The organism is Stenotrophomonas maltophilia group sp. Smal13 (genome assembly GCF_030236855.1).
Classification (GTDB): Bacteria; Pseudomonadota; Gammaproteobacteria; order Xanthomonadales; family Xanthomonadaceae; genus Stenotrophomonas; species Stenotrophomonas maltophilia_A.
Genome location: NZ_JASJSQ010000003.1, coordinates 91,389 through 113,759, shown reverse-complemented (window position 1 = coordinate 113,759; position 22,371 = coordinate 91,389). Strand labels below are relative to the sequence as shown.

Annotated in this window: 20 protein-coding genes; 10 read left to right on the top strand and 10 right to left on the bottom strand. The window is 65.3% G+C overall.

Going from position 1 to position 22,371, the window contains the following annotated elements:
• Window positions 1–9: 9 nt before the first annotated feature.
• The 7 genes from QRO95_RS02425 to QRO95_RS02395 all read left to right on the top strand — a co-directional run bounded on the left by QRO95_RS02425 (window position 10) and on the right by QRO95_RS02395 (window position 7,752).
• Window positions 10–3,039, top strand: coding sequence for an autotransporter outer membrane beta-barrel domain-containing protein (locus QRO95_RS02425; protein WP_285301578.1), 3,030 nt, complete (start codon window positions 10–12; stop codon window positions 3,037–3,039).
• 361 nt (window positions 3,040–3,400) lie between these two features.
• Window positions 3,401–4,405 carry a S41 family peptidase gene (locus QRO95_RS02420; RefSeq protein WP_285301577.1) on the top strand — a complete coding sequence of 335 codons (1,005 nt, stop codon included), beginning with the start codon at window positions 3,401–3,403 and terminating at the stop codon, window positions 4,403–4,405.
• A gap of 3 nt (window positions 4,406–4,408) precedes the next feature.
• Window positions 4,409–4,621 carry a hypothetical protein gene (locus QRO95_RS02415; protein WP_197615786.1) on the top strand — a complete coding sequence of 71 codons (213 nt, stop codon included), beginning with the start codon at window positions 4,409–4,411 and terminating at the stop codon, window positions 4,619–4,621.
• 150 nt (window positions 4,622–4,771) lie between these two features.
• Window positions 4,772–5,809, top strand: coding sequence for a S41 family peptidase (locus tag QRO95_RS02410; RefSeq protein ID WP_049400477.1), 1,038 nt, complete (start codon window positions 4,772–4,774; stop codon window positions 5,807–5,809).
• Between the two features lie 3 nt (window positions 5,810–5,812).
• The gene (locus tag QRO95_RS02405) at window positions 5,813–6,148 is read left to right on the top strand and encodes a hypothetical protein (protein ID WP_285301576.1); all 336 of its coding nucleotides are present in this window, start codon (window positions 5,813–5,815) and stop codon (window positions 6,146–6,148) included.
• 49 nt (window positions 6,149–6,197) lie between these two features.
• Window positions 6,198–6,632: an SseB family protein gene (locus QRO95_RS02400; protein ID WP_005419309.1), complete on the top strand. Its 435-nt coding sequence runs from the start codon at window positions 6,198–6,200 to the stop codon at window positions 6,630–6,632.
• 115 nt (window positions 6,633–6,747) lie between these two features.
• The gene (locus tag QRO95_RS02395) at window positions 6,748–7,752 is read left to right on the top strand and encodes an RHS repeat-associated core domain-containing protein (protein WP_080347447.1); all 1,005 of its coding nucleotides are present in this window, start codon (window positions 6,748–6,750) and stop codon (window positions 7,750–7,752) included.
• A 240-nt stretch (window positions 7,753–7,992) separates the two neighbouring features.
• On the opposite strand, the gene QRO95_RS02390 is transcribed toward QRO95_RS02395, so the two are convergent.
• The 3 genes from QRO95_RS02390 to QRO95_RS02380 all read right to left on the bottom strand — a co-directional run bounded on the left by QRO95_RS02390 (window position 7,993) and on the right by QRO95_RS02380 (window position 11,655).
• Window positions 7,993–9,213 (bottom strand): multifunctional CCA addition/repair protein, encoded by a 1,221-nt coding sequence (locus QRO95_RS02390; protein ID WP_285301575.1) that lies wholly within the window; start codon window positions 9,211–9,213, stop codon window positions 7,993–7,995.
• Between the two features lie 113 nt (window positions 9,214–9,326).
• Window positions 9,327–9,563, bottom strand: a complete 237-nt coding sequence (locus QRO95_RS02385) for a hypothetical protein (protein WP_071229519.1) — start codon at window positions 9,561–9,563, stop codon at window positions 9,327–9,329.
• Between the two features lie 106 nt (window positions 9,564–9,669).
• Window positions 9,670–11,655 carry a transglycosylase SLT domain-containing protein gene (locus tag QRO95_RS02380; protein WP_285301574.1) on the bottom strand — a complete coding sequence of 662 codons (1,986 nt, stop codon included), beginning with the start codon at window positions 11,653–11,655 and terminating at the stop codon, window positions 9,670–9,672.
• 151 nt (window positions 11,656–11,806) lie between these two features.
• Between QRO95_RS02380 and QRO95_RS02375 the strand changes: the two genes are divergently transcribed.
• A complete protein-coding gene (locus tag QRO95_RS02375; RefSeq protein WP_285301573.1) occupies window positions 11,807–12,214 on the top strand; it encodes a biopolymer transporter ExbD in 408 nt (135 codons plus the stop codon).
• 9 nt (window positions 12,215–12,223) lie between these two features.
• Here the strand turns inward: QRO95_RS02375 and QRO95_RS02370 are convergent, their stop codons facing one another.
• The gene (locus tag QRO95_RS02370; protein ID WP_285301572.1) at window positions 12,224–12,565 is read right to left on the bottom strand and encodes a hypothetical protein; all 342 of its coding nucleotides are present in this window, start codon (window positions 12,563–12,565) and stop codon (window positions 12,224–12,226) included.
• 363 nt (window positions 12,566–12,928) lie between these two features.
• Between QRO95_RS02370 and QRO95_RS02365 the strand changes: the two genes are divergently transcribed.
• The gene (locus QRO95_RS02365) at window positions 12,929–15,790 is read left to right on the top strand and encodes a TonB-dependent receptor (protein WP_285301571.1); all 2,862 of its coding nucleotides are present in this window, start codon (window positions 12,929–12,931) and stop codon (window positions 15,788–15,790) included.
• A gap of 70 nt (window positions 15,791–15,860) precedes the next feature.
• Here the strand turns inward: QRO95_RS02365 and QRO95_RS02360 are convergent, their stop codons facing one another.
• From QRO95_RS02360 to QRO95_RS02345, 4 genes are all read right to left on the bottom strand, one after another.
• Window positions 15,861–16,295 carry a hypothetical protein gene (locus QRO95_RS02360; RefSeq protein ID WP_285301570.1) on the bottom strand — a complete coding sequence of 145 codons (435 nt, stop codon included), beginning with the start codon at window positions 16,293–16,295 and terminating at the stop codon, window positions 15,861–15,863.
• Window positions 16,296–16,466: 171 nt separating this feature from the next.
• Window positions 16,467–18,611 carry a ferric-rhodotorulic acid/ferric-coprogen receptor FhuE gene (fhuE, locus tag QRO95_RS02355; protein ID WP_285301569.1) on the bottom strand — a complete coding sequence of 715 codons (2,145 nt, stop codon included), beginning with the start codon at window positions 18,609–18,611 and terminating at the stop codon, window positions 16,467–16,469.
• Window positions 18,612–18,783: 172 nt separating this feature from the next.
• Window positions 18,784–19,335 carry a M23 family metallopeptidase gene (locus QRO95_RS02350; protein ID WP_285301568.1) on the bottom strand — a complete coding sequence of 184 codons (552 nt, stop codon included), beginning with the start codon at window positions 19,333–19,335 and terminating at the stop codon, window positions 18,784–18,786.
• 77 nt (window positions 19,336–19,412) lie between these two features.
• Window positions 19,413–19,895, bottom strand: a complete 483-nt coding sequence (locus QRO95_RS02345; RefSeq protein WP_285301582.1) for an Lrp/AsnC family transcriptional regulator — start codon at window positions 19,893–19,895, stop codon at window positions 19,413–19,415.
• A 72-nt stretch (window positions 19,896–19,967) separates the two neighbouring features.
• Between QRO95_RS02345 and QRO95_RS02340 the strand changes: the two genes are divergently transcribed.
• On the top strand, window positions 19,968–20,843 hold the full coding sequence (locus QRO95_RS02340; protein ID WP_032128972.1) for an EamA family transporter: 876 nt from the start codon (window positions 19,968–19,970) through the stop codon (window positions 20,841–20,843).
• Between the two features lie 58 nt (window positions 20,844–20,901).
• Here QRO95_RS02340 and QRO95_RS02335 read toward each other — a convergent pair whose 3' ends face one another.
• Together QRO95_RS02335 and QRO95_RS02330 are read right to left on the bottom strand one after the other, a co-directional pair.
• Window positions 20,902–21,639 (bottom strand): endonuclease/exonuclease/phosphatase family protein, encoded by a 738-nt coding sequence (locus QRO95_RS02335; RefSeq protein ID WP_005419292.1) that lies wholly within the window; start codon window positions 21,637–21,639, stop codon window positions 20,902–20,904.
• 53 nt (window positions 21,640–21,692) lie between these two features.
• On the bottom strand, window positions 21,693–22,371 hold a 679-nt coding region (locus QRO95_RS02330; protein ID WP_285301567.1), incomplete at its 5' end, for a thiol:disulfide interchange protein DsbA/DsbL.

The window sequence follows — 22,371 nt, the reverse complement described above, 5'->3', positions numbered from 1 at the left end:
GAGTGCCCCATGTCCCGTGCCGTTCCGCGTGCGTTCCGCCCGCGCCGCCTTGCTGTTTCCGTGTTGCAGGCCCTCGCCGTTCCCTCCCTGCTTCTGACGACCGCCAGCGTCGCCTGGGCCGGCTGTAACAACTCGACACCGACCGCCGGCCAGACGGTCACCTGTAATGCCAACGCACCGAATCCGCAGACCACTCCCGTTACCGCCAGTGGCGCGGCTGGCGTCACCGTCAACGTCGGCAATGGTGCCCAGTTGCAGCAGAGTGGTGGTGGATCGGCCCTCGCGCTGGTCGGTGCCGGTGGTCACCTGCTGTCAAACCAGGGCGCGATCAGTTCGGTGGGCGGTGTGGCCGTGCAGCTTGGGGGTGGCAGCCGCGTCGACAACACCGGCAGCATCAGCACCGGCAACAACATTGCCCTGCAGTTCATCGGCGCAGGCGACAGCGTGCTGGTCAATCGGGGAACGATCAGTGGTCAGACCGGCGTGCAGTTCGATGCGGGCAACGATCGCCTCGAGATGCAGGCCGGCAGCATCACCGGAGGCGTCCTGCAGGGCGATGGAAGCGATGTGCTGCTGCTCAGTGACGGTACGATCGACAGCGTCGACCAGGGCGGTGGCGATGACCAGATGACTGTCACCGGCGGCACCGTCACCGGCGTGGTGGTGCAGGGCAGTGGCCGCGATGATTTCGTCATGAGTGGCGGCACGATCGGCGCGCTGCAGCAGGGCGACAACATCGATACCTTCCGCATGAGCGGTGGCCGCATCGTCGGTGCGTTCGAGGATGGCGACCAGGCCTGGATGACCGCTGGCCGCATCGGCCGCGTCAACATGAAGCTGGACAAGAATCTGTGGGATCAGTCCGGCGGCATCGTTGAGGGCAACGTGGTCACCGGCTTCGACACCGACACCATCATCATCTCGGGTACGGCCTACATCGGCGGCAACATCAGTGTCAGTGGTGGTGCCGACAGCGTGACCATCACCGACGGCACCGTGCGCGGCCAGGTACTGCTCAGCACCGGCAACGACACCTTCAACTGGAACGGCGGCGGCATCGTCTACGGCGCGATCGACATGGGGCCGGACAACGACGTGGCCAACCTCAGCAACCTCAACCAGGGCAACCTTGGTGCAGTGCCGCTGTTCGACGGTGGCAGTGGCATCGATCAGCTCAACTTCAACAACGTCAAGGCTGCGGGCGTGGGACGCTTCCAGAACTGGGAGACAATCAGCCTGTCCAATAGCACCGAGCTGACCTTCGATGGCGATCTGGTGCTGGGTGACAGCGGAACCGGCACCGGCACGCTCACGGTGGATGACACCAGCACTGTCTACGCGGGCAGTGGCGGCCATGCCGTCCGTCCGTTCAACAGTGGCGCACTGGTGGAGATGGTCAATGCCGGGCGTATCGACCTGACCGGTACCGGTGCTGGCGACGTGTTTACCGTGCGTGGCAACTATCGTGGTGACGGCGGTGGCCTGTACCTGCGTACCGTGCTCGGCGCGGACAATTCCACCAGCGACCGCCTGGTGATCGATGGCGGTACCGCCACCGGCACCACCGGCATCGGCGTGCTCAATGCCGGCGGCAGCGGCGCGGCCACGCTGGCCGATGGCATCCTGGTGGTGCAGGCGTTGAATGGTGGCCGCACCGCGCCGGGCGCGTTCTCGCTGTTCGCACCGGTCGCGGCCGGTGCCTACGAGTACTTCCTGTTCAAGGGCGGTGTCAGTGCCGGTACCAGCGAGAACTGGTACCTGCGCTCGACCGTGGTGGCCGGGCCTGCACCGGCGCCCAACGGAAGCGGTATCAATGGCGTGCCGCCGCCGCCGACGCCAACAGGAGCACCCCCACACCAGGTCACCCCGGCACCGCCACCGCCGCCCGAAGGCGCAACCGATCCGGATCTGACCGCAGGCGAGACCGCGCCGCCACCACCGCCGCCGGAACCCGTGCCGGTGGCGCCGCCCAGTGATCCGGCGGTGCCGGATGTGCCGGTGGCGGGTGGCAGCCTGCCCGGTACCGGTACGCCGCCGACGCCGGGAGAGCACCCCACCAAGGGCACACTGTTGCCGCTTTACCGCGTGGCACACGCACCCTACGCCGTGGTGCCGCCGCTGCTGCGCGAGACCTCGCTGGCCAGCCTCGGCACGTTCCATGAGCGGCAGGGCGAGCAGCGCCTGCTGTACAACCAGGGCGCATTCCGCACGGCCTGGGGCCGTCTGGTGGGGCAGAGCAGCGAGATCCATTGGAAGGGAGATGCGCAGCCCGGCTTTGATGGCGATGTGATGGGCCTGCAGGCCGGCCTCGATGTGTGGGCTGCTGCCTCTGACAACCACCGCAACCAGATCGGCGTGTTCGTCGGCCGCACCCGCGCGCAGGGCAAGACCACCGGCCTGGCACTGGGCTGGGAGAACGTGCAGGTAGGCCAGAGCCGCCTGGACGACAAGCACGTGGGCCTGTACTGGACCTTCACCGACAGCAGCGGTGGCTACATCGACGCCGTGGCGATGCAGAGCCGCTACGACGGCCGCGTGCGTTCTTCGCGTGGACTCGGCTTCGGGATCAAGGGCGATGGCACCAGCGTGTCGGTGGAGGGGGGCAAGCCGCTGCTGCACCTCGGTCAGTCTGCATGGTGGCTGGAACCGCAGGTGCAGGTGATCTGGCAGCGCACCTCGCTGGACGACCGCCGCGATGAAGTATCGAGCGTGCGTTTCGACAACGACAATGCCTGGACGGGCCGCATCGGCCTGCGCCTGGCCGGCGACTACCAGTTGGCCGACAACGGCTGGCAACCGTACTTCAAGCTCAACTACTGGCATGGCCGTTCCGGCGAGGACCGCGTCAGCTTCGACAACGACACGATCATCAATTCGCAGCGCTCGCGTGCACTGGAAGCCGGCGTAGGTGTGGTCGGGCGCTTCAACCGCACCATCAGCGCTTACGCTGTGGCCGACTACACGCGCGAACTGGGCAGTGACCGCAACGAGAAGCGCCGCATCATCGAAGGCAACATCGGCCTGCGCGCGGACTGGTAGCGCCGGGCCATGCCCGGCGGCATGACCCGCTCTGGTGGGTGTCGACCTTGGTCGGCACAGATTCCACCGGCGCCATGACCTTGCTCTGGTAGGTGCCGACCTTGGTCGGCACGGATTCCACCGGCGCCATGACCTTGCTCTGGTAGGTGCCGACCTTGGTCGGCACGACTCTCTCCGCTGCCATGACCCTGTAGAGCCGAGCCATGCTCGGCTGCTTCGGTCCAATCCCACAGAGCCGAGCATGGGCTCGGCTCTATAGAACAACGGTGCGTGGCGAGATCGATCCCACGACGGCTATCCTATGGCTTCGATACATGACAAGGAGTCGTCGATGCTGGACCTAAGGAATGTTCGTGCCGCCATGCTCGCCACGCTGCTGCTTTCATCTGCGGCCGCTGTTGCAGAGGAAACAGTGGAGCTGCCGTCGCCCGAAGCGCGTGAGCAGATGCTGCAATTGTTGGAAACCCAGTCCTTGTACCGTGGCCGCGTCGATTGGAACGACGTGCGCGCACGCCTGAACGCCGCAGGCGATGACCGCGCACAACAGCGCCGTGTTCTGGATGAGGCCGCCGCACGCAGCAGCGGAGGCCACGGCCGTTGGTTTTCACCAAGCGAGCAGCGTCAGCGCTCCGAACGTGCTCAGCGCTTGAATGCCGCTCAGGCGACCGACCTCGCTGCCCCCAGACACGCCAATCCCCGCATCGGCGTGCTGCGGGTGAGCCCCTTCGTGGAAGACCTGCAACGCAGCGAATCGGAACGTTATGAAGCACGCAAGGTCTACGCGCTGGCGTTGCAGGAGCGTATCGCTGGCCTGGATGACGGCATGCGGTGCGGCTGGGTAGTGGATGTAAGCAGCAATGGCGGCGGCAACATGTGGCCGATGTTGTTTGGTTTGTTGCCATTGCTGCATGGAACGCCGGATACGCAGGGAGCGTTGATCGGCGCTTTCCGTAGTGCCAATGGATTGCTGTGGTGGCGGCAGGCGGAAGGTGAAGTCGTGCAAGGCAACGCATCGATGCTGCGTTCACGACAGGGCGCGTATCGGCTGCGTGCGGGCACGGCACCGGTGGCGGTGGTGATGGGGGCAGGCACTGCCAGCTCCGGCGAAGCAGTGGCACTTGCGTTTCGAGGGCAACCAGGGAGTCGTAGTTTCGGTCAGCCGAGCGCGGGCTTTTCTACCGGCAATCGACCGACGACGCTGGTGGATGGTACCACCTTGCTGTTGACCCACAACGTCATGACCGACCGTAACGGCCAGGGCGACGGTGGCAGGATGCTGCCGGATCAGGCTACCCCCAGCGGACCAGCCACCCTTGCCGCCGCCCAAGCCTGGCTGCTGGCCCAGCCCGCCTGCCAGAGCAGCTGATCCATGATCCTGATCGGCCAGCAGGAGCGGGTGGTGGTCGGCCCAACCGAACCCCAACACTGCCTGCGCTGCCAGACGGAAACCGGGTTCGCGCCCCAGTTGCGCTACAAGATGGCGCGCATCGATCTGCTGTTCGGCCTCACCTACCATCGCCGCTACGAGACCCGCTCTGGTAGGTGTCGACCTTGGTCGGCACAGATTCCACCGGCGCCATGACCCTGTAGAGCCGAGCCATGCTCGGCTGCTTTGATCGTGTCCCATGCAGCCGAGCATGGGCTCGGCTCTACAACGGCTATCCGCGTAATGGCGCGGCATGATTCGCCACGGTTATGCTGTGAACCTGACCCAACGACAAGGAAACGTCGCATGCAGATGTGCAAGGGAGTGCCTGGGAATGGCGCGCTGATACTGACCCTTCTGGCAGCCAACGCAACGGCCGCCATCGCGTCCACCACCGAAGTACCTTCGCCGGAAGCGCAGGTACAGATCCTGGATCTGCTCGAGCATGAAGCCTTGTACCGCGACAAAGTGGACTGGCCTGCCGCTCGTAAGCGACTGGCGTCGTTGCAGGCGTACCCGGGTGCGTTGCATACCGCCCTGCGTGAGATCATCGTGGAGAGCACCGGGGGGCATGGTGTCTGGATGACGCTTGCACGCAAGCGTGAAGCCACGGAGCGCTCGAAGCAGGTCGGCGCTGAGGCCGTTGCCAAGGCGAAAGTGACTGGTGCCGTCGATGCACGCATTGGCTGGGTGGTCATCGAAGGCTATGCCGCCACGCCGGGGGCTGCGCGGCAGGACGAGTTCAATCAGGACATCCAGCGCGCGCTGCAATGGCAGGATGTCATCCGTGGCAAGGACAGCGGCGATCGCTGTGGCTGGATTGTCGATCTGCGCAGCAACCATGGGGGCAACATGTGGCCGATGCTGCTGGGTGTTGCGCCGTTGCTGCGCACGTCGTCGACAGGCGTGGAAGAGGTCGGGTCGTTTGCTACTGCCCACGGGTCGCGGCGCTGGAGTCTGACGCCGACCATGGTGCAGGTCGATGGTCGTCCCAGGCTGGGATTCGGTCGACCGGGGTATTCCCTCAAGCAGCCCGGCGCGCCCGTCGCCGTTCTGGTCGGGTCGAATACCGCCAGCTCTGGCGAAGCGACGATGCTGTCATTCAGGGGGCGCCCACAGACGCGGAGTTTCGGGCAGTCGACAGCGGGCTTCTCGACAAGCAACGATACGAGGCCCCTGGTGGATGGCAGTGTGTTGGCGGTGACGACCGCGGTGATGAAAGACCGCACTGGCGCTGGCGCCGGTGCCAGGATTACTCCGGATGAATTGACGACAGGCGATGCGGCCACCCTTGCCGCCGCCCAAGCCTGGCTGCTGGCCCAACCCGCCTGCCAGGGCCGCTGATCCATGATCCTGATCGGCCAGCAGGAGCGGGTGGTGGTGGTCGGCCCAACCGAAGCCCACCACTGCCTGCGCTGCCAGACGGAAACCGAGTTCGCCCCCCAACTGCGTTACAAGATGGCGCGCATCGACCTGCTGTTCGGCCTCACCTACCATCGCCGCTACGAGCTGGCCTGCACCCGGTGCGAGCACGGCTGGGTGCTGGATACCGAGACCATGGACCAGCAGCTGGGCGGGGTGCCGATCCCGTGGCGGCACCGCTTCGGCCTGCCGCTGATGCTGGTGGTGGTGGCCGGTCTGGCGGCGTTGGGCTGGCTGTGGCGGCATGGATTCCTCGGTTGAGGAGCGGGCCTGTTAAAGTCTGCCCTGCAATCACGTACCGGAACCGACCATGGACCACGACACCCCGTTCGAACCCCTCAACGACCTCGAGGTGCGCCTGCTGCAGGCCCAGGACGGCACGCTGACCGCAGCGCAGTTCCTCGACGGCCTGCTGACCTCGACGGCGTTCGTGCTGCTGGACAAGGCCATCGGCGAAGACGGCGCCTGGGACGAAAGCATCTCGCCGCTGGTGCTGACCAGCGAGAGCGGCGAGCCGATGTTCGCGGTGTTCACCGCGCCCGAGCGTGCTGGCCTGTGGCACGAGCAGCTGCCGCAGTTCGCCCATGCCATGCCGATTGCGGTGCACGCGCTGTTGGCCGGTATCGGCGACGGCGTCGGCCTGGTGCTGAACCCGGGCCTGGACGTGGGCATGGAGATGATTCCTGACGCCGTGGCCCAGCTGAAGCAGCGGGCTGCAGCGATCACACGTGGCATGGCGCATTGAGATTGATGGCATAGAAATCGAACCGTCCTCTTCGTTCCTCGCTGCTAGGCATTGATATGCCATTCAATTTGGGAATGTAAGAGCAGGAGCATTGGTGAAGAGCTTGAGAGCGAATATGCTGTTCAAGGAGAGAGTAGCTATGCGGTCGATAGGTGTTGGTCTAGTTTTCGCTGTTTTCTCTGTAATCTATGCTTTTGAATCCAAAGCGGAAACAGTTACATATATTCATACTGATGCTCTGGGGTCAGTAGTTGCCGAGTCAGATGAGACTGGCCGGGTGACAAAGCGCTATAGCTATGAGCCGTACGGAGCGCAGATTGGAACTGGTATTGAAGATGGAGTGGGTTACGCCGGGCACGTGAGTGATTCGGCGACTGGGCTGAGCTACATGCAGCAGCGCTATTACGATCCAGGCTTGGGGCGTTTCTTGTCAGTGGATCCAGTCACAATGTACGGGAATGGAGATGGGAGACATTTCAATGCCTATGCATATGGATTCAACTCACCCTACACATTCAAAGATCCTGATGGCCGTTGTCCAATCTGCCCAGCCCTGTTTGGAGGCGCCGGTGGCATGGCGGTGGACTATGGGATTCAGAAGTACATGAATCCCGGAAAGCCAATCAACAAGACAGAGCTGGCAATTGCCGGCGTTGCTGGAGTTGTAACTGGTGGTACCGGCGGCCTGGTGGTTGGAGCCCTGGCGAGAGGGACGATTTCGATCGGTCAGGTCGTAGCAATTCAAGCGACGGTGGGTGCCGCGACTGGTGTTGCGGGTACGGCTGCACAGGGCGCAATCGAAGGAACACCAGTGACAAGCGCTCAACTGGGCTTATCGGCTGTCGGCGGGAGTGTTGGCAGTTTGGCGGGCAGCGGAATTGGAAAACTCGCTGGAGACTTTTCGCAGGCGTCTACTCAAGGGGCAGTGAGTAATATGATGAAGGCGCCAGTGAGTTCACCTGCTGGCATCGGTGCACATATTGCAGAGGCGACTGCGAGCGCCGGCGCAATTGGAGCAAAGCAAGGGGCGGTACAGGGTGCATTGTCTAATGCGGGCCAACGCGGTGCTGATGCCGCAGTTGGAACTGGACAGAAAATCGCTGAGGACAGGTTGAAGTGATGAGATTTTTTAATCGATCTCTCCTTGTGTACGAGCTTGGGCTTCTAGTCGTATTCATACTGGTCGCATTCTTCATCACCCGGTTCAATCCGGTGGAGACGCTCCGGTTGGGTGGATGGCTGTTCCTCTTGATGCAACCCATCTTGTTGGGTGCTCATGCTGTCGACCATTTTTCGCGCAAGCGTCGTCGATAGACGGGAGATGTGAAGGTGCCGGCCAGCGGCCGGCACTACCCGGGCTTCAGCGGGCGGCGGCGATGGCCTTCACCCGCGCCTTGGCCAACGCTTCACCGATGGCCGGGCCCTTCAGATGGGTGGTATCCAGATCCCGAGCCTGCACTGACAGCGCCGCCTGGTGCAGGCGCTTGAGCGTTTCGCCCTGTGGGTAGTCGGCATCCTCGAAACCGAGCCGGCCGCGCTTGTCGGCCTCGCAGCACAGTGCGATGCGGGCCACGCGTTCCGGCCGACGTAGTGCATCGCAGCGGCCCAGCAGTTCCAGCACGGTGGCATCGCGCAGTTCGTCGATGCGGTGCACGTTCAAGTGCTCGCGGCAGACTGCTTCGGCCAGTTGCTGGTGCTCGGTGGGAATCTTCAACCGCGCGCACAATGCCTTCAGCGGTTTGATGCCGCGCTGCTCGTGCATGATGTGGCGTGGCCATTCCTCCGGCGGGGTCAGGCCCTTGCCGAGGTCGTGGGTGAGGGCAGCGAAGCCGACCAGGTCATCACCCGGTGCCAGTTTCGCGGCCATGTCGCTGACCATTTCCTGGTGGATGCCGGTGTCGACTTCCGGATGGAATTCGGCACGCTGCGGCACGCCATACAGCGCTTCCAGCTCGGGCAGGATCGGGCCCAACGCATGCGCAGCGTGCAGCGTGCGCAGGAAGGCGGAGGGCCGTTCACTGACCAGCGCCTTGCGCAGTTCCTGCCAGACGCGTTCCGGCACCAGCGCGTCCAGCTCGCCACTGGCGGCGACCTCGCGCATCAGCGCCATGGTCTCTTCGGCGACGGTGAAGCCCAGTGGCGCGAAGCGCGCCATGAAGCGCGCCGCGCGCAGCACGCGCAGTGGATCTTCCACGAACGCCGGGCCGACGTGGCGCAGCACGCGCTGCTCAAGATCGCGAACGCCACCGTAAGGATCGACCAGCGTGCCGGTTTCCTCATCGCAGGCGATCGCGTTGATGGTGAAGTCGCGGCGCTGCAGGTCCTCTTCCAGCGTCACCGCCGGATCGGCATCGACCACGAAGCCGCGATAGCCACGGCCGGATTTGCGCTCGGTGCGCGCCAGCGCGTACTCCTCACCCGTCTTCGGATGCAGGAACACCGGGAAATCGCGGCCGACGGCGGTGTAGCCCTGCGATTCCATCTGCGGGGGCGTGGCGCCGACGACGACCCAGTCACGGTCGCCGGCCGGGCGCTGCAGCAGGCGGTCGCGCACGGCGCCGCCGACAAGATAGATCTTCATGGGGGGATGATCGCACGGTAGGTGCATGAGCATCGGTAGTGCCGGCCGCTGGCCGGCAACCCTTGGACAATGGCGGTTGCCGGCCAGCGGCCGGCACTACCGATGAAGAGGAATCACGGCAGGCCGCGCCACTCCGGCACGAACAGGCCGGCCAGGAACCACAGGCCGTAGACGATCCACAGGCAGAGGAAGTACAGCTTGATCTGCGATTCGTCCCACAGGCTGCCCCAGCTGTCGATGAAGGCCAGCGACTTCCAGCCTTCCATCCAGGCCGCGCCACCCCAGCGCAGCACCCAGGTGGCGAACAGGCTCCAGGCGGCGAATATCCCGATCCAGGCTAGCAGGCTCATCGCTTTCCCCTCCCCGGGAAACGGATGCCGGGTAGTGCCGGCCGCTGGCCGGCAACCCTTGGATGGTGGCCGAAGCCGGCCAGCGGCCGGCACGACCGCATTGCAATCAATCCCCGCCCTGGTCAGCGTTGGCGGCGCAGCTGAAGCTCTTGCGCTTGTCCACCAGGCGGCCCATCAGGCGGTCGCTCAGCGGCAATGCATCGCCATTGAGGCGCCAGTCGTAGATCACGCTGAAGGCCAGCACGCGCGCGACGTACTCGCGGGTTTCCTTGTAGCTGATGGTCTCGATCCACAGGTCCGGGTCATAACCCGGGCGCTGGCTCTGCCAACGCGCGGTCGGGGTCGGGCCGGCGTTGTAGGCGGCGATGGTCACGTACGGCAGGCCGTCGTACTTGTTCATCAGCTGGCGCAGATAGGCGGTACCGATGGCGATGTTGGTGTCCGGGTCGTACAGGCTGTCGGCGCCGCCGTAGCCGGTCAGGCCGATCGACTTGGCCACGCCGGCACCGGTGGCCGGCAGCACCTGCATCAGGCCCATGGCGTTGGCAGGCGAGCGCGCGCGCGGGGTGAAGGTGCTCTCGGCGCGGATCTCTGCCGCCACCCAAGCCGGATCGATCGCGTTGCGTGCCGATTCGCGGCGGATGGTGGCGTCGTGGTGCAGCGGGAAACGCAGGTCGTACAGGCGCTGTTCCTGCGGCTGCTTGCCGAGTGCGAACACGGCGCGGTCGAACCAGCCATTGTCCTGCGCCACGCGAACGGCGAGGCGGCGCTGGGTGTCATCGAAGCGCGACAGCGCGCTGTTCCATTCGGCCACGGCCCAGCCGGCGCGGTCGATCTGGTACAGCGCCATCGCGCGCTGGATGGCCGGATCACGCGCGATCACCGTTTGAGCCTGCGCGCTGTCGTTCGGCTTCCACGGGCACAGCGTGTAGCCCTGCTGCAGTTTGTCGGCCGCGAGGAAACCGTGGAAGGTTGGTGCGCGCGCGGCCTCGCGGAACAGCGGCTGCGCCTGTTGGGCCTGGCCGGTCTTCTCCAGCATGCGGCCTTCGAAGTAGCGCCAGCGCGGGTCGCTGCGCTGCTTGCTGCCCATCTTGCGGATCGCGGTCAGCGCCGCCGGCCAGTCACCGCGCGACATCGCTTCGCGCACGCGCCACTCGTGCAGGCGTTCGTCGTACGCCGATTCCGGCACCGCGTTGAGGCGCCGCGCCGAATCCGGAAGATAGGAAGCGACCGTCCACAGTGCGATCTGGTACAGCACCTGGCCCTGCTGCTCGGCACTCAGGCCCAGTGCCTGCGCGTACTGCGGCAGCTGCTGTTCGGTTGCGCCGGGATCGGCCTTGGCCAGCTTGGCCAGGCCATCGGTGGCGATGCGCCGGCTGCGCTCGTTGCGCGGCCAGTTCAACGCGCTGGCGTTGGGCTTGTCGACAAAGGCGGCGTAATTGTTGGCCAGCGCCAGGTCGGTGGCAGGCAGGCCACGTGCGGCGCTGCGCATCACAGCGGGTTGCTGGGCGTCGGCGGCGGCATCGATGCGTTCCCAGCGCAGCGCGTCGCTCAGACCACCCTGCGCCTGCAGCACGGCGAAAACGGCATCACAGCCGTCCGGCAGCGACTTGCCGTTCTTGCGCCACAGATCCTGCGCTTCACTGATCGACTGCGGATCGACCTTGCCGGTCACCTGGCGCGCGGTCAGCTGCGCACAGCGCAGGCCGGCGTTGTCGGTGGGCGCCCAGTTGGCGAGCAGGGTCGGCCAGTCCTGGCGGCGTGCGACCGAGGGCAGCCATACGCTGCGGAACGTGGTGGCCACGGCCTGGCCGTCATAGCGCTTGAGGAAGGCCTGCGCCTGCGCGGTATCGACGGTGTCGATGTTGCGGCGCAGGTTGGCGTACTCCAGCCAGCCGTATGCCGGATGGCGGCTGAGTGCGGCGGCCTGGCCGGGATCGAACTGGCCGCGTTCGGCGGCAGCGATCGCGGCCTTCAGCTGCGCGTTCTGGGCGTCGAGGGACTGGGCATTGGCGCAGCCGATCAGCAGCGTGGTGGCCAAGGGCAGCAGGGACAGGGCGGTCGAAGAGCGTCGGGTCATGGCGGGCAGCATAGCGGGCAATGGCTGAATTCAGTTTCGCATTGCGTGCACGCGATGGGTCGGCAACGGCAGCTGAATGCTCGTGCTGCAGGCACTGCCTCGCGAGCCTGCGGGCGACGTAGTGTCGAGCTTGGGCGAACGGCCCGGCTGCAGGGAGCGGCACATGGCGTTCAGTAGCGCAGGAAGAAGCGGCCCGCTGGCGGACATCAATGTCACGCCACTGGTGGATGTGATGCTGGTGCTGTTGATCATCTTCATCGTGACCGCGCCGATCGTGGCCCGGCCGATAGCCGTGCAGTTGCCACAGGCCACCGATCGCGTGGTCGACCGTCCCGAACCGCCACCGCCGATCGAGCTGCGCCTGGACGCTGCCAACCAGCTCAGCTGGAATGGCCAGCCGATGGTGATCAGTGAGCTGCAGGCGCGCCTGCAGGCACAGGCGCGCGAACATGCCGGCAACCTGCCGGAGCTGCGTATCGCCACCGATCCGGCGGCCGAATACGAAGGCATGGCGAGGATTCTGGCCGCAGCCGAGGCGACCGGCATGGAGCGCATTGCGTTCGTGCGGTAGTGTGATGTCTCACTGCCGCTCATGCGGTGATTGCTGCATGAGCGGCGCTTCCCCTGCTGACAGCGTCGCATCCAGGATCCGCAGAAAGGCCATTTCAATCTGCGCTGGAACCGGGGTTGGATGTGCTCGCCACCTTCCGGTCCCAGGGGCACGTTCAACGTCGAAAGCAGTCAACTCGGCTCTCTCGAAATCCACCACAACCGTCAATCCCTCTCCCGAGGCCAAGGCCGCATCGCTGGGAGAGGGGCAGTTGTTGCACTCGATCACGCCGCCTGCTCTCGATTCGCCCGCCAGGGAAAAAAGCAGCGTCATCACCGTCGCGACACCCAGCACCGCACTCACCGCTTTCATGATCGGCCCTCCTGCGAATCGCTGGAGGTGCGAGTCTGCGCTGGGTCGACTAGCGGCGCCTTCTGGATGAAGGAATTTCAAACTATTCCTGAAACCATCCGGCAGAGACCTTTTCCATGAATGCGGCGGCCCCCGGCGTGCGCTGTCGCAGCCGGCATCAAGGCTGCCTGTCGTGAACAATATCGTCCGGTCATAACCTGCAGCTATCTGACGCAATCGGCCTGCAATTGCGTCAATTTCGCGTGAAAGAGTGTCGATCATCACGCCGCGATTTTTACCACTTGTTTACAAAGGAGACGGCGCCGCCATGCAGGGAGGGAGTGCGGCAGCCCATGTCCCGACATTCCTTTGGAGAGAGAGCGAATGAATCACCTGCACCACCGCCCTTTGGCGGTTGCCGTCGCGCTGTGCGTGATGACCCTGGCACCGTTGGGTGCCGCTGCACAATCCACCACCAACCTCGATGCGGTGGAAGTCACCGGTACCCGCATCAAGCGCGCTGAAGTCGAAGGCCAGGTGCCGATCCAGACGCTGACCCGCGGTGATATCGAACGCACCGGCCTGACCTCGATCGGCGAAGTGCTGCAGCAGCTCACCGGTTCCGGTTCCGCGCTCAATGCCAAGTTCAATTCGTCCGGCAACTTCGGCTTCCCGCCCGATGGCAGTGGTGTAGGTGCTGGCTCGGCGCAGGTGGACCTGCGCCATCTGGGCGCCAAGCGCGTGCTGGTGCTGGTTGACGGCATCCGCTGGGTCAATGAGTCGTCCGCCTCCGGTGTGGGCTCGGCCACCGACCTCAATACCATTCCGCTGGCCATCGTCGAGCGCATCGAAGTGCTGGAAGATGGCGCGTCGTCGCTGTACGGCTCCGATGCCATTGCCGGCGTGGTCAACATCATCACCCGTCGTGATTTCGATGGCGGCCAGGTGACCCTGAACTACGGCGAGTACAGCAAGGGCGATGGCACGCAGAAGGGCGTGGATCTGGCCTGGGGCAAGAGCGGCGACCGCTTCAGCCTGTTCCTCGGCGCCAGCTGGACCAAGCAGGATCCGGTGTTCGCCAAGGACCGCGAGCAGTCGCGCTTCCCGATTCCCGGCACCGGCCTGGCCTTCGGCAGCGGTGGCATTCCGCAGGGCCGTTTCATGTTCACCGACCCGAACACCGGTGCGGTGCAGAACATCGTGCCCAATACCGGCGTGAGCAACCCGCGCTACGACGGCAGTGCCGGCTGCGCGCGCACCGATGACTATCACTGCTTCACCAGTGCTGATCGCTTCAACTTCGCCGAATACAACATGGTGCTGACACCGTCGGAGCGTAAGGGCCTGTTCGGTCAGTTCCGCTTCGACATCACCGACAACGTGCAGTGGTACGTCAAGGCACTGGGCAACCGCCGTGAGTCGACCAACCAGGCCGGCCCGGAGCCGCTGTTCTTCGGTCCCGATGGCGCCACCGGCAATCCGCTGGCCGACAACATCACCGTGTCTGCACTCAACCCGTACAACCCGTTCGGCTTCGACCTGGTCTCGGGTGACAACCTGAGCCTGATCGGTCGCCGTCCAGTAGAAGGCGGCGCGCGCGTGTTCAAGCAGGAAGTGGACACCACGTATTTCGCCACCGGCTTCGTCGGCAACTTCCAGGCGGCTGACCGCAGCTGGTACTGGGACGTCAACGGCATGTACAGCAAGAACAAGGCCGAACAGACCAACTACGGCAGCTACAACATCTACAACGTCAACATGGCGCTGGGCGATCCGTCCGTCTGTGCGGCGACGCCGGGCTGCGTGCCGCTGAACATCTTCGGCGGTGCCGGTTCGATCACTCCGGACATGCTGAAGTGGATCCAGCCGGTGGTGCGTGACCGCAGCCAGAACGAACTGAGCCTGTTCACCGCCAACCTGTCCAGCGACCTGTTTACGCTGCCGGCCGGCCCGGTGTCGTTCGCTACCGGCTTCGAGTATCGCAAGTACGAGGGATCGTACCAGCCCGATCCGCTGACGGTGGCGGGCCACTACAACGGCGTGCCTTCGCAGCCGACATCCGGCTCGTATAACGTCAACGAGGCCTACCTGGAGTTGAGCGTGCCGATCTTCGCCGACTCTTCATTCGGCAAGAAGCTGGACCTGAGCCTGGCCGGGCGCTATTCGGACTACTCCACCTTCGGTGGCGAGTTCACGCCCAAGTACGGCCTGCGTTGGCAGGTGACCGACGATTTCGTGCTGCGCACGACCTATGCCGAGGGCTTCCGTGCACCGTCGATTGGTGAGTTGTACGGTTCGGCCGCGCGTGCCGACCTGCAGTTGTTCGATCCATGCTCGGTGGGCCTGGGCGGTACGCCGCCGCGCGGCAGCGCCGCCAACTGTGCCGCGCTGGGCGTGCCGGCCGGCTTCCAGCAGGCCAACTCGCAGATCTCGGTGACCACCGGCGGCAACCGCGAGCTGGATCCGGAGCGCTCGCGCAGTTTCAGTGCCGGTTTCGTGTGGAGCCCGTGGTTTGGCAACAACACCTCGTGGTCCGAGCGCTTCGACGTGGAGGTGACCTTCTATCGCCATGCCATCGATGGCGCGATCCAGGCAATCAACGCGCAGACCCAGCTGGACCTGTGCGTGGAAACGCTGGATCCGATCTACTGCGATGGCATCACCCGCGCCAATACCGGTGCAGTGAGCAGCTTCAACAACCGCCTGACCAATCTCGGCTCGATCAAGACCGATGGCTGGGACGTGGATCTGTTCTGGACGTTGCCGCAGAGCTCGATCGGCCAGTTCAAGCTGGGCTGGAAGAACACGTTCGTCGGCCGCTACGAGGCCACCGGTGCGGCGGGCCAGAAGCAGCCGCAGAAGCCGGGCGTGGAAGTGGCCGACAGCTCGATTCCGGAATGGACCAGCAATGCTAGCATCGGCTGGACGCTGGACCGCTGGAGTGCCAACTGGACCGTTCGGCATATCTCCGAATTGACCGAGAACTGCGGTGACGCCTCTGTATTCCCGGTCTGCAGCAACCAGGCCGCAGGCACCAATACGCTGTCGGCCACCACCTTCCATGACATGCAGGTGGGCTACAAGATCGACTGGATGAAGGGACTGCAGCTGACCGCTGGCCTGAACAACGTGTTCGACAAGGATCCGCCGATCTGCCTGTCGTGCTCGTTGAACGGTTACGACGCTTCGACCTACGACATCCCGCGTGGCCGCTACTGGTACCTGCGCGCGGACCTGCGTTTCTGATGAAGGGACGGCGCCGGGCTCCGCCCGGCGCCGTTGCAGCGTCGAGCCATGCTCGACTCCATGAAGGTGGTCAATCCGGAATGTCCTGTTCCGGGTCATCCTGTTCAAGGCTGGCACGGCGGAACGCGGTGCGTGCCCATCGCAGTCCGGCCACGATCATCATCGGCCCGACCGCGAAGGCGGGCAGTGAGGGAATGCGGAACTGTGGCAGCGTTTGGACCAGCAGGTTGTACAGGATCCAGGCCACCAGGATCAGGCCGATCCCCGCGCACAACAGTCCGAACAGCACCTGTGGAATGCCCATTGCCAATCCCAGCGCGCGCTCGGAGCGGGTGGGGGTGGGGATGGCGCGCAGTTCACGGCCCAGATCGAACCAGAACAGGATCGCTGCGGGCAGGCCGATCAGCAGAAGCAGGATGAAGTAGCCATTGCCTGTAACGACCATCAGCGGCAGCGAAGAGAACAGGGCCACGAGCGAGAGACCGAGTTTCGTGCGGGTGCGCATGGCCGGTCGTCCTTGAGGGGGAAGGCGCGAGGTATCCGTCTGCGCGACGCTACACCTGTAAGGTCAGCGCGGCAACGGGGGTGCCGAGCGCCCCCGTTGTAGCGTCGAGCCGTGCTCGACGACCCCGTGTGATCGAATCGAGCATGGCTCGACGCTACAAGGCCGGTTGGATCAGAACGCCCAGGTGAACGTCAGCGAGCCATTGCGGCCGTCGCCGTAGGCACCGTAGCCGGTGATCTGCGAGTAGTACTTCTTGTCCAGCAGGTTGTTGAGGTTGGCCTGCACGCTGAACTCCGGCGAGATGCGGTAGCGCACGAAGGCACTGATCAGCGCGTAGCCTTCCTGTTCGAAACGGCCCACTACCGGCGCAGCGTAGTAGATGCGGTTCTGCCAGTTGGCACCGCCGCCGACGGTCAGTTCCTGCAGCGATTGCGGGGTGTAGCTGGTGAACAGCTTCAGCGCGGTCTGCGGCAGGTTGGTGTTGATGTCGGCGCCGTTGATGTCCTTGGCCACGTAACGTGAAGCACCGAAGGTCGCGTTCCAGCCCGGTGCCAGTTCGCCGTTCATTTCGAACTCGAAGCCGCGGCTGACGGTGCCACGTGCAGCGATGTAGGCGGTCTCGTTCATTTGCCCGTCGACCTTGTCCATGGTTTCCTGGCCAACATTGTCCTGCTCGATGCGGAACACTGCCACGGATGCATTCAGCCGGTTGTCGAACCACGCGCCCTTGACGCCGACTTCGTAGCTCTTGCCATCGACCGGATCGAGGTAGCTGCCCTGCTTGTTGCGCAGCGTCTGTGGCTGGAAGATCTCGGTATAGCTGGCGTAGGCGGAGTAGGTATCGTTGATGTCGTAGACCAGGCCGGCATACGGCGTGGTCACTTTGTGCGAGCGGTCGTTGCCTTCGTCTTCGCTCTTCCAGTCGGTGTAGCGCGCACCGATGATCAGCTTCAGTGGATCGGCCAGCGACAGGCGTGCGGCGGCATAGCCGGCCTTCTGTGTGATGGTGCCCTGGCTGGCAAGCTTCAGCGGTCGCCAGTTCGGCTGCGGGAAATCACCGGTCCAGCCGAAGTAGCTGGCCAGCGGCAGGTACTGTGCATTCGGATCGTTGAAGTCAGGCTGGAAATCACCATAGTTGGCGAACTCACGCTTGTTGTAGCTCAGGCCGGCCATGAACTGGTGCTCGCGGCCGAACAGCTGGAACGGCCCATCGATGTAGCCATCGATGCCATCAACCTTGCGCTCGGTGTTGTAGAAGCCGGCCATCGGCGTGATGCCGGCGCCCGTGGTCTTGTTGAACGCGGTGTAGGCCGGATAGAACAGCTTGTCGTCGGCCTTGGTGCGGTCGTGGGTGGCGCCGATCTTGAACTTCCAGCCGTTGCTGAAGGCATGCTGCAGGGTGGCGAACGCACGCTTGCTGGTGGTGTCCCAGTAGGTCCAGTCCGGCGACGGATTGAACGAGGTCGGATAGTTGGTCGGGCTGCCATCGGCGTACCACATCGGGAAGCCGCCCCAGGTCGCGCCGTTGGCGCGCTTCTGCTGGTAGTCGTAGCCCACGCTGAGCTGCGTGTCCGGGGTCAGGTCGGCGTCGATGACGGCATAACCCAGCGTCTTGCGCTGGTTGTAGCGGTCCATCTGACCATCGGTGTCCAGGTAGCTGCCGATCACCCGGCCGCGCACCGTGCCACTGGCGTTCAGCGCGGTGCCCACGTCCACGGTGGTGCGCGTGCGGCCCCAACTGCCGACGTTCACCGAGACGCTGCCGGTCAGTTCTGCGCTGTCGGCGTGTTTGCGGATGAGGTTCACCGAGGCGGACGGATTGCCGGCACCGCTGAGCAGGCCGGTAGCGCCGCGTACCACTTCCACGCGGTCGTACAGCGCAAGATCGAGGCCGGAATCGCCGTAGCTCCAGTTCTGCACCATCTGCGTCGGCAGGCCATCGAACTGGTAGGCATCGATGTAGAAGCCACGCGCGTAGAACTCGGTGCGCTCGCTGTCGGACTGGGTGCTGGTCACGCCGGTGGTGTTGGCCAGCACGTCGATGATGTCGTCCAGCTTCTGATCTTCGATGCGCTGGTGGCTGATGATGCTGACCGACTGCGGGATCTCGCGCGGTGCCAGATCGAAGCGGGTACCGGCCGAGGTGCGGCGCACCGAATAGCCTTCGGCACGTTCGCCCTTGACCACCACCTTGTCCAGCGTGGTCGGATCGGCGGCGGTGTCGGCGAAGGCGGCCGGGGCCACGGCGCAGAGAACGGCAAGCACGGCAACGGACAGCCGCTGCGGCTGCTGGGTACGGAAGGCGGGACGGGTCATGGGGGTCCTGGACGAGCACGCGCGTTCGGCCGGCATCCAGGAGGCGAGGCGCTACGGGTAGGGGAAGGGCGGGCAGGCCGTCCTGGCACCACCGGAAACGAAAGAAATGGTAATACGAACTATTCCTATTTACAAATCATGAACGGTTCGGTGCGCGGGTGCGCCGTGGCGATCAGCGCAGCAACGGCAACGGGTTGCGGGGGCCGTTCGTGCCGTAGATGCCCCAGTGCAGATGCGGCGGCGTGCCCTTGGCATTGCCGCTGTCGCCCACGTGGCCGAGCAGGTCACCGGCCTGCACCACCTGGCCGCGCGCCAGGCCCTCGGCCCAGCCTTCCAGATGCGCGTAGTAGTAGCGTTCCCGCCCGGGCCCGATCACCCAGACCTGGCGGCCACCGAGGCCGCGTTCGCTGACATCCGCGATGACGCCGGCAGTGACGCTGCGCACCGGCGTGCCGCGCTGGGCGAAGATATCGATGCCGGTGTGGGAGCGGTCGCGGCCGCGCGGCGCGCCGAAGGTATCGGCGATCTGGCGGGGGCGCACACCCTCCACCGGCACCGGAAGTTCGGTGGCCGGCGGCATGCGCGAGAGTGCCCACAGCATCCTCGGCGTGGCCGCCCACGGGCTGTTCCACAGCGCCATCGCGGCAACGACGGCAATGGCCAGCCACAGGCCGCGCACCAGCCAGCGGCGCAGGCGACCGGCAGGAGAGGACGGAGTGCTCATGGTCTCCGACTGTAGCGTCGAGCCATGCTCGACGGCTGTTGCTTTGCGGTAAAAGCGCAGTCGAGCATGGCTCGACGCTACAGAACCGGTGCCAGCGGGACCTCGAAACTCCGCTTCAAGGTGCCCAGTGCCACCGAGGTACGGAAGCGCTCGATGTTGTCATCGCCGCCGAACAAGCGCTCGGTGATCGCCTCGTACTCTTCCATCGACGCCGCCGAAAGCAGCAGCAGGAAATCGCCATCGCCGGTGATCGAGTAGCACTGCTGCACGGCCGGGTCGTCCTGTACGCGGCGCTTGAACAGCGCCACCCGCTCGCGCTGCTCGCTGACCACGCGCACCTCGACGATGATGGTCAGCGGCCGCCCGACCTTGGCGGCGGCGACCACCGCTACATTGGCCGCGATCACGCCGCTGTCCTGCAGGCGCTTGATGCGGCGCTGCACGGCCGGGGTGGACAGGTGCACGGCCTCGGCGATTTCGCGCTGCGGCAGGGTGTTGTCCCGCTGCAGCAGGTCGAGGATGGCGCGGTCGAAACTGTCGAGCACGGGGGCGATGGCCATGGCGAGCAGAAGTTGCACGAACGGGCCGTCAATTGAGCCAAGTGCTCGGCGCCGGCGCAATAGACTTTGCGCATGCAGACCTCACGACTCGCGCCGATGTTGCCGGCGCTGGCGGTGCTCGGCTCGGTCACCTCGCTGGCCATCGGCACCTCCTACGCAAAACACCTGTTCCCGCTGATCGGTGCCCAGGGCACCAGCGCGCTGCGCGTGGGCTTTTCGGCGCTGTTGCTGCTGCTGTTCTGGCGGCCATGGCGCTGGAAGACCAGCCGCGTGGATGCGATCACCATCCTGCGCTACGGGCTCACCCTGGGCCTGATGAACCTGCTGTTCTACATGGCCCTGCGCACGATTCCCTTCGGCATCGCGGTGGCCATCGAGTTCACCGGGCCGCTGACGGTGGCGATGCTGTCATCACGGCGACCGATCGACTTCCTGTGGGTGGGCTGCGCGGCGGTGGGGCTGCTGTTGCTGTTGCCGATCGGTGGCGGCCCGGCGCTGGACCCGGCCGGCGTGCTGTATGCCATGGGTGCGGCGGCGTGCTGGGGCCTGTACATCGTGTTCGGCAAGCGTGCCGGCCATCTGCACGCCGGGCATTCGGTGTCGCTGGGGCTGCTGGCGGCGTCGCTGGTGGTGGTGCCGGTGGGCGTGGTGCATGCCGGCGCCGCACTGCTCGATCCGAAGATCCTGGCGGCGGGCCTGCTGGTAGCGCTGGTCTCCAGCGCGATCCCGATGTCGCTGGAGATGATGGCGCTCAAGCGCCTGCCCAAGGAGACCTTCGGCATCCTGATCAGCATGGAGCCGGCAGTGGCCGCGCTGTGGGCGATGCTGCTGCTGCACGAGCACCTGCATGGATTGCAGTGGCTGGCGATCGGCTGCACGGTGCTGGCCTCGGTGGGCAGCACGATGACCGCGCGGCGGCTGAAGGTGCCAGTGGTGCAGGCGGGGTAGCGCCGGGCCATGCCCGGCGGAGAGCGTGCCAACCAAGGTTGGCACCCACCAGGAGCGGTCAGCGCAGGGCGTCGGCCGGAACGTCGATCTGCATCGCCAGGGCGAGGTGATCGGAGAACGCGGCCGGTACGGCTTCCACGGTACGGGTCTGCAGGCCGCTGCTGACCAGGATGTGGTCGATGGCGCGATCGGGGCGCCAGCTGGGGAAGGTCGGCACGATGCAGCCGGGGGGCTGCAGCCGGGTCTTCTGGTACAGCACCTGCATTTCCGGGCGTTCGGCCAGGCAGTTGAAGTCGCCCATCAGGACGGCGTTGGGATGGTCGGACAGCAGCTCGGCAATGAAGCCCAGCTGCGACATCCGCGAACCCGCGCCCAGCGACAGATGGGCTACAGCTACCGCCAGGCCATCGGCGCCGTCGCCGAACTTGGCCAGCAGCACGCCGCGCCCGCCGATGCGGCCGGGCAGGGCGTGATCCTGCACTTCCACCGGTTCCAGCTTGCTCAGCAGGCCGTTGGCGCTGGAGGCGACCCCGCCCATGCGCCGGTTCGGCTGGTGGCTCCAGTAGTTGAAGCCGGCACGCTGGGCCAGGTAGTGGGTCTGGTTGGTGAAGCCCGAGCGCAGGCTGCCCGGGTCGGCCTCCTGCAGGCCGACGATGTCATGTTCGCGCGCCAGGGTGGCGATCGCGTCCAGGCTGCTGCGCTTGCGGCCCGCCGGCAGCGCATGTGACCAGCTGCGGGTCACATAGTCGCTGTAGCGGCGGGTACTTGAGCCGGCCTGGATGTTGGCCGTCAGCAAGCGCAGGGTCCGTGTACGGGGGGAATTCACGGCCGGGAAACGCTTCTCTTGGATCAGTGAGCCTGGGCCGCACCGCGTTCGCGGGCGATCAGGTGGTCGGCAATGCGCAGCATGTCCGGGAAGCTCTTGCCCTTCACCAGGTACTTGCCGTTGACGATGATCGACGGGGTGCCGCTGATCTGGCTGCGCTGGGCGAACTGCTTGGCCGAGTTGGTCTTGGCATTCACCGCGAAGCTGCCCATGGTGGCGGCGAACTGCTTCGGATCCACGCCGTAGGCACCGTAGAACTTGGCGATGTCGTCAACCGAATCGGTGCCGCGCTCGCCCTTCAGGGTCTTCTGCGAATGGATGGCAGCGTACAGGGCTTCGTGGGTCTTCTCCTGCACGCCCAGGGTCTGCGCGGCGTAGAAGGCACGGGCGTAGTTGTCCCAGGTACCGCCGAACATGGCCGGCACGTAGACGAAGTTCACGTCGCTCGGCAGGCCGGCCTTCCACGGGCCGACCAGCGGCTGGAACGCGGCGCAGGCCGGACAGACGTAGCCGAAGATCTCGGTCACTTCGATCTTGCCGGCGGCCGGCTGGAACGGCTGGCCGTTCGGGATCACCTGGTAGTCGGCGCCTTCCACCGGGGCCGGGCCGGTCAGTGCGGTGGTGGTCGGGGCCGGTGCAGCGGCCGGGGCGGCTTCAGCCGCGGCCTTCTCTCCTTCGGCACCGGCCGGGGCGACGCCTTCG

Coding starts and splice junctions, on each gene's coding strand:
- QRO95_RS02365 (WP_285301571.1), top strand. CDS start 12,929: ATGAATCACCTGCACCACCGCCCTTTGGCGGTTGCCGTCGCGCTGTGC.
- QRO95_RS02425 (WP_285301578.1), top strand. CDS start 10: ATGTCCCGTGCCGTTCCGCGTGCGTTCCGCCCGCGCCGCCTTGCTGTT.
- QRO95_RS02375 (WP_285301573.1), top strand. CDS start 11,807: ATGGCGTTCAGTAGCGCAGGAAGAAGCGGCCCGCTGGCGGACATCAAT.
- QRO95_RS02410 (WP_049400477.1), top strand. CDS start 4,772: ATGCAGATGTGCAAGGGAGTGCCTGGGAATGGCGCGCTGATACTGACC.
- QRO95_RS02420 (WP_285301577.1), top strand. CDS start 3,401: ATGCTCGCCACGCTGCTGCTTTCATCTGCGGCCGCTGTTGCAGAGGAA.
- QRO95_RS02385 (WP_071229519.1), bottom strand. CDS start 9,563: ATGAGCCTGCTAGCCTGGATCGGGATATTCGCCGCCTGGAGCCTGTTC.
- QRO95_RS02380 (WP_285301574.1), bottom strand. CDS start 11,655: ATGCTGCCCGCCATGACCCGACGCTCTTCGACCGCCCTGTCCCTGCTG.
- fhuE (WP_285301569.1), bottom strand. CDS start 18,611: ATGACCCGTCCCGCCTTCCGTACCCAGCAGCCGCAGCGGCTGTCCGTT.
- QRO95_RS02370 (WP_285301572.1), bottom strand. CDS start 12,565: ATGAAAGCGGTGAGTGCGGTGCTGGGTGTCGCGACGGTGATGACGCTG.
- QRO95_RS02340 (WP_032128972.1), top strand. CDS start 19,968: ATGCAGACCTCACGACTCGCGCCGATGTTGCCGGCGCTGGCGGTGCTC.
- QRO95_RS02405 (WP_285301576.1), top strand. CDS start 5,813: ATGATCCTGATCGGCCAGCAGGAGCGGGTGGTGGTGGTCGGCCCAACC.
- QRO95_RS02390 (WP_285301575.1), bottom strand. CDS start 9,213: ATGAAGATCTATCTTGTCGGCGGCGCCGTGCGCGACCGCCTGCTGCAG.
- QRO95_RS02345 (WP_285301582.1), bottom strand. CDS start 19,895: ATGGCCATCGCCCCCGTGCTCGACAGTTTCGACCGCGCCATCCTCGAC.
- QRO95_RS02350 (WP_285301568.1), bottom strand. CDS start 19,335: ATGAGCACTCCGTCCTCTCCTGCCGGTCGCCTGCGCCGCTGGCTGGTG.
- QRO95_RS02415 (WP_197615786.1), top strand. CDS start 4,409: ATGATCCTGATCGGCCAGCAGGAGCGGGTGGTGGTCGGCCCAACCGAA.
- QRO95_RS02395 (WP_080347447.1), top strand. CDS start 6,748: ATGCTGTTCAAGGAGAGAGTAGCTATGCGGTCGATAGGTGTTGGTCTA.
- QRO95_RS02360 (WP_285301570.1), bottom strand. CDS start 16,295: ATGCGCACCCGCACGAAACTCGGTCTCTCGCTCGTGGCCCTGTTCTCT.
- QRO95_RS02400 (WP_005419309.1), top strand. CDS start 6,198: ATGGACCACGACACCCCGTTCGAACCCCTCAACGACCTCGAGGTGCGC.